This window comes from Shewanella sp. SG41-4, from assembly GCF_014164505.1.
GTDB lineage: Bacteria > Pseudomonadota > Gammaproteobacteria > Enterobacterales > Shewanellaceae > Shewanella.
In genome coordinates, this window is record NZ_JACJFI010000628.1 from 1 (window position 1) to 1215 (window position 1215).

Here is a 1215-nt window from a genome sequence, read left to right on the forward strand (position 1 = left end):
CTTTCTATATCCAAAATCAGTTTCGGCACATTTCCTGGTGCGTATAACGGCATATTAGTCAGTTTGTTGATGATATGAGAAGAAGCATCTCTAAAACTGAGTTGATTTGGAAAGACGCTTTTAAGGGATTTGGCCATTAATATCATTTTGTATCGAATTAAATTATAGGCCAATAATACTCCCCACAGCTCTTGTGTTATTAACTCCGGCAAGTTGCTTCGTAGCGTAAATCGGCTTTCTAATAAATACTGTTTCATCTCTCGATAGCCCAGCTCAATTTCCCAGCGATGGGCATATAAATCCACGATTTCAGCGCTCGGATACGCCATTGGGTCAATCATTGAACTCAGAATGCTGACTTGTTTCCCCCTCACCTGACGAGTGGTTAATCTCGCTTCTATCGTCATTGGGAGTTCAGGCCGTTTTTTTCTCGATTGAGGTGTGGTACTTAGCCTTACCAGTTTATCGTGCTTACCTAAGCTGCGAATTTCCTCATACTGAGTGCCTTTTTTTAACGGCAGCAACCAGTGAGTATTTTCTCCTTTTGACTGCCAATCGTGTAATAAACCTAACGAGTAAAAACCTTTATCAAACAAGGTTAAGCTATTATCAGGCACGCGAGCGATAAGCTTAGCGGCTAAGTTCATTTCATTTTCAGCAACACTATCAAAGGCGCTATCCACGAGTAAATGGCTACTGAGCTCCATCATGCAAACCATGCGGACTTGCGGGTAACCAGACTCACAAGCCTTGTTTGCTGTACGCGCAAACGCAGCACTGTTTTCTTTGGTTTCAGGTGTGCGCCATACTACGCCATCAACCCCAAAAAGATTCAAACCACACCAATGTGGGTGTTCAGCCCGTTGATGCCACGTGGCAGCAGAACGATGGAATATATCGCGAACGACATCACTGCCTAGCTTTTTTCTCGCCTGCGTTACGGCACTTCGAGCGACATAATCAACCTCTTGTGGCAACACAATATCAAGCTTATTAATCAATTGACGAACAGATTCCGTCCGAAATAAAGACATGCCTATAACAGCCCAAACCATCGCGTCCATGGGTAATTTACGTCGTCTTAATGTCGCCACGCCATTTGAATCAAGGCAAGATTGAATAATATCGGGCTCTAGAACATCAGCGAGAGATGAAAACTCAGTTAGGCGATTAATTGAGGTGCGAGCAAGGGCTTCTGAAAGTTCCATAAAAAAA

1 protein-coding gene is annotated in these 1215 nt (G+C 43.5%); it reads right to left on the minus strand.

All coding sequences use genetic code 11. The features are described 5' to 3' along the window. Positions 1–1208 (minus strand): IS4 family transposase (locus tag H5202_RS22815; RefSeq protein ID WP_182774028.1); only part of this gene is annotated, 1208 nt, incomplete at its 3' end. Positions 1209–1215 lie beyond the last annotated feature (7 nt).